Source organism: Oribacterium sp. (genome assembly GCF_057249185.1).
Genome location: NZ_DBHIGR010000165.1, coordinates 1 through 4,909, shown reverse-complemented (window position 1 = coordinate 4,909; position 4,909 = coordinate 1). Strand labels below are relative to the sequence as shown.

At 44.9% G+C, this 4,909-nt stretch carries 5 protein-coding genes; 2 read left to right on the top strand and 3 right to left on the bottom strand.

The window, feature by feature from the left end; translation table 11 throughout:
* Together ACO4PX_RS08615 and ACO4PX_RS08610 are read left to right on the top strand one after the other, a co-directional pair.
* A partial coding sequence (locus ACO4PX_RS08615; protein ID WP_485572293.1) for a PAS domain-containing protein occupies positions 1-1,080 on the top strand: 1,080 nt, incomplete at its 5' end.
* Positions 1,077-1,364 carry a DUF4491 family protein gene (locus ACO4PX_RS08610; RefSeq protein ID WP_485544488.1) on the top strand — a complete coding sequence of 96 codons (288 nt, stop codon included), beginning with the start codon at positions 1,077-1,079 and terminating at the stop codon, positions 1,362-1,364. The genes ACO4PX_RS08615 and ACO4PX_RS08610, both read left to right, overlap by 4 nt.
* A 423-nt stretch (positions 1,365-1,787) precedes the next feature.
* On the opposite strand, the gene tpiA is transcribed toward ACO4PX_RS08610, so the two are convergent.
* From tpiA to ACO4PX_RS08595, 3 genes are all read right to left on the bottom strand, one after another.
* Positions 1,788-2,537 carry a triose-phosphate isomerase gene (gene tpiA / locus ACO4PX_RS08605; protein ID WP_304070208.1) on the bottom strand — a complete coding sequence of 250 codons (750 nt, stop codon included), beginning with the start codon at positions 2,535-2,537 and terminating at the stop codon, positions 1,788-1,790.
* A 147-nt stretch (positions 2,538-2,684) separates the two neighbouring features.
* Positions 2,685-3,902: a phosphoglycerate kinase gene (locus ACO4PX_RS08600; protein WP_040648449.1), complete on the bottom strand. Its 1,218-nt coding sequence runs from the start codon at positions 3,900-3,902 to the stop codon at positions 2,685-2,687.
* A 78-nt stretch (positions 3,903-3,980) separates the two neighbouring features.
* On the bottom strand, positions 3,981-4,909 hold a 929-nt coding region (locus ACO4PX_RS08595), incomplete at its 5' end, for a type I glyceraldehyde-3-phosphate dehydrogenase (RefSeq protein ID WP_485572292.1).

Sequence of the window (4,909 nt, the reverse complement as noted above, 5' to 3'; positions counted from 1 at the left end):
GATGTTCGGGATTTGATGGACAAGGAAGAAAATATCCTCTACCCCACCTCCTTGGAAATGATTAGTGATGAGGAATTCCGCTATATGGCTGAAGGAGATCAGGAAATCGGATTTGCCTATATTACTGTGGACAAGGACAAAACAGACATTCCAAAGTCCTCTACCTCTTCTGCAGCATCCTCTCCCCTCTCCGGTCTTTCCTCCGCTCCGGGCTTTGCGGAAGAGCTGGCCGGTCTTTTAGGAAAGTACGGCTTTAACAATAAGGAGGAGAAGCTGAATGTTACTACCGGCCAGCTTACTCTGGAACAGATTAATTTAATCTATCAGCACATGCCGGTAGACCTTTCCTATGTGGATGAAAATGAACTGGTATGTTTCTACACCGACACCAAACATAGAGTTTTTCCCAGAAGTAAAAATGTCATCGGAAGAGATGTGAAAAACTGTCACCCCAAGGCTTCTGTACATATTGTTGAGGAAATCATCAAGAAATTCCGTTCCGGAGAGCAGGATAAGGCGGAGTTTTGGATTAATAAGCCGGACCTCTTTATTTACATCGTTTACTTTGCGGTTCGAGATGAAAACGGAAAGTTCCGGGGGGTGCTGGAAATGATGCAGGACTGCACCCATATCCGTTCCTTACAAGGTTCTCAAACTCTTCTCACCTGGGAACAACAGGAAAAGGGAGAAGGCGCAAGGACTGCGGAAGGCGAAGGCAATGGACAAAGTGCAGGGACTTTAAAAGCTGAAGGCAATAGAGAAAATATAAGGGCTTCGGAAGCTGAAGGCAATAAAGAAAACGCAGGAACTTTAGAAGACAAAGGACATAGAGAAAGTACAGGGACTTTGGAAGCCGGAAAGCTAACGGAAATCACCGAAGACACCATGCTAAAGGATATTTTGGAAGCGGATCCCAACGTAAAGACTCTTCTCTTTCGCTTAAGTGACCGCTTTAAGGCTTTAAATACCCCTCTTGCCCGCATTATGATGCCTAAAGCCACGGTAAAGATTATGAGTGAACGGGCAGAGGTGGATTTGGATACCCTGCTTCGAGAGCTTAGGGAGTATTTTAAACTATGAGCTTTCAAGGTTTACTCTTAGGCTTGGTTTGCTTTCTCTGTATAGGAGCTTTTCATCCCATTGTGGTTTATGCGGAGTATTACTTTAGTAAGAAAATAGCCTGGCTATTCTTCCTCATAGGTTTATCCGCTTGTATAGCCAGCCTTTTTCTTTCCTCTCTATTCCTCTCAGGAAGCCTGGCCATCTTCGGCATCTCCTGCTTTTGGAGCATCCATGAATTATACGAGCAGGAAAAAAGAGTGGAAAAAGGCTGGTTCCCGAAAAATCCAAAGAGAAAATTTTAGGATTATAAAGAGACTTTAATCAGTTTTATAAATAGCCTTTATGCAGTATAGGTCTAAAACGGGGCACGCTCTCGCTAACCTCGCCATGCTGAGCAGTGGTTTAGGTTAACCACTGCTCACTTTGCTTCGCAAAGCAACGTCCTTCGGAAGTTGGCTTTGTCCAGGCTAGGCTTTTCTGAAGAAAAGTCTAGCCTTAGGGGTTCTAAGCTTTTAAAAGACAAAAGCCAAGAACCCACGGGCTCAGATTACCCCTTTTTCAGACCTATACTGCATAACAGGCTAGCCAACATCCCCGATTATTAAAGCTTCTTTATAATCCTTCAACGAGATATTGCACACTACGCGTGCGATACTCGTTAAGAATTTTAAAGGAGTACCGTACGTTATACGTACGGTACTCCTTTAAAATTCTGGTACTTCTTCTTAATCCTGGTAGTTTACAATCTTGGCAAACTCCTCTTTAAGGGATGCGCCGCCGATTAATCCGCCATCAATGTTTGGCTTAGACAGAAGCTCCTTGCAGTTTCCGGCATTCATAGATCCGCCATACTGAATACGAATTTTCTCTCCAACCGCCTGGGAATAGATTTCGCAAATTACCTTACGGATGTATGCACAAACCTCTTCCGCCTGCTCTGCCGTTGCAGTCTTTCCGGTTCCGATGGCCCAGATTGGCTCATAAGCGATAACGCACTTTCCGGCATCCTCAGCGGAAATTCCCTGGAAAGCCGCCTTAATCTGCATGGAAATCCACTCAAAGTAAATGCCCATCTCTCTCTGCTCTAAGCTTTCTCCACAGCAAATGATAGGGGTAAGCCCCTTTTCCAAAGCCTTCTTAGCCTTCTTGTTGATATCCTCATCTGTCTCATGGAAATATCCTCTACGCTCGGAGTGTCCCATGATAACGTACTTTACCCCTGCATCTACCAACATATTGGCGGAAATTTCTCCGGTGTAGGCACCGGACTCTTCAAAATACAGGTTCTCAGCGCCTACGGAAATCTTGGAGCCCTGAAGCTTCTCCACTACAGGTACAATGTCGATAGCCGGTACACAGAAAACCACGTCCACCGCATCCGTATTCACCAAGGGAAGCAGTTTATCGCATAAAGCCTTGGCCTCTGTTACGGTCATATTCATCTTCCAGTTTCCTGCAATAATTTTCTTTCTCATCTTCTCACCTATTTCCTACAATTTCTATCTATCTTATGCATAATACTCTATATACTGATTTCTGTATTTACTGACTACTGTCCTTAACGACATCTGTATATACTGACTTCTATGCATACGGATTTATCTGATTACTTATAGAACTTCTTACTTATTATTTGCAGCTGCAACGCCGGGAAGCTCTTTTCCCTCCAGGAACTCTAAGGAAGCTCCGCCGCCGGTGGAAATATGGGTCATCTTATCTCCGAAGCCCAGGATATTTACCGCTGCGGCACTGTCTCCACCACCGATAATGGTAGTAGCCTCTGTCTCTGCCAAAGCCTTTGCTACTGCAATGGTTCCCTTAGCCAATACAGGGTTCTCAAAAACACCCATAGGTCCGTTCCATACCACAGTCTTTGCAGACTTCACCGCATTGGCAAAAAGCTCTGCAGACTTCGGTCCGATATCCAAGCCCAGCATATCTGCAGGAATCTCGGAAATATCCACAGTCTTTACTGCTAAGTTGGCATCATCAATAGGATCCGGGAAAGATGCCGCACAAACCGCATCTACCGGAAGCAGAATCTCACAGCCTAATTTCTTGCCCTTTTCAAGCATTTCTTTACAGTAGGAAAGCTTCTCGTCATCCACTAAGGACTTTCCGATTTCATAGCCCATAGCCTTTACGAAGGTAAATGCCATACCTCCACCAATAATCAGAGTATTGCACTTCTCTAAAAGGTTGGAGATTACATTTAACTTATCGGACACCTTGGCACCGCCAAGAATGGCAACGAAGGGACGAACAGGATTTTCTACAGCCTGTCCCAGGAACTGAATTTCCTTCTGCATTAAGTAACCTACTACAGCAGGTCCGGAAATAAACTGGGTAACTCCCACATTGGAGCAGTGTGCTCTGTGTGCGGTTCCGAAGGCATCATTTACGAAAACATCCGCTAAAGAAGCCAATTCCTTGGAGAAAGCCTCTCCGTTCTTGGTCTCCTCTGCACGATAACGGGTATTCTCCAGAAGAACTACATCTCCGTCCTTCATCTTTTCTACAGCAGCTCTAGCATTTTCTCCTACTACCGTATCATCCTTGGCAAAAACAACCGGCTGTCCCAAAAGCTCGGAAAGACGCTTTGCCACAGGAGCTAAAGAAAGCTCAGGCTTAGGCTCTCCCTTTGGCTTTCCAAGGTGAGAACATAAAATTACCTTTCCGCCATCTGCAATCAGCTTCTTAATGGTAGGAAGCGCTGCAACAAGACGGTTCTCATCGGTAATCTTTCCCTCTTTTAAAGGTACGTTAAAATCACAACGGCATAAAACTCTCTTGCCTTTTACGGAAATGTCATCTACGGTTTTCTTATTTAACTCTGCCATACTTCTCTCCTTCTCTACTTCGGAAAAAGCCACCGGATCCTCTCCGGCGGCTTTCCGCAAAAAACTATGCCTATAAAATTACTTTACAAACTTCTCGAAGTACTTAATGGTACGAACCATCTGAGAAGTATAGGAGTTCTCGTTGTCATACCAAGATACAACCTGAACCTCATAAAGGTCATCGCCAACCTTGGATACCATAGTCTGAGTAGCATCGAAAAGAGATCCATAGGTCATTCCGATGATATCGCTGGAAACCAACTCTTCCTCTGTGTAGCCAAAGGTCTCAGGATCGGAAGCCTTCTTCATAGCAGCATTGATAGCTTCCTTGGTAACTTCCTGAGAAGACTTAACAACTGCGAAAAGGAGGGTTGTGGAACCTGTTGGAACAGGAACTCTCTGTGCAGAACCGATTAACTTACCGTTTAACTCAGGGATAACCAAACCGATAGCCTTAGCAGCACCGGTAGAGTTTGGAACGATGTTGATAGCTCCTGCGCGAGCTCTTCTTAAATCTCCCTTTCTCTGTGGTCCGTCAAGGATCATCTGGTCTCCGGTGTAAGCATGGATAGTTGCCATGATACCGGACTGAATTGGAGCGAAATCATTTAAAGCCTTAGCCATCGGTGCAAGACAGTTGGTGGTGCAGGATGCTGCGGAAATGATGTTGTCCTCAGCCTTAATGGTCTCATGGTTAACATTGTATACGATAGTAGGAAGATCATTTCCTGCAGGTGCAGAAATAACTACCTTCTTAGCACCGGCCTGGATATGAGCATTTGCCTTATCCTTGGAGGTGTAGAAACCGGTACACTCAAGAACTACGTCTACGGAAAGCTGTCCCCAAGGTAACTTGGAAGCGTCAGCCTCCTTATAAATCTTAATCTTCTTTCCCTTAACCTCGATGTAGTCCTCGCCGGCCACAACGCTATCGCAATACTTATATCTTCCCTGAGAAGAATCATATTTCAAAAGGTGAGCAAGCATCTTAGGATCTGTCAAATCGT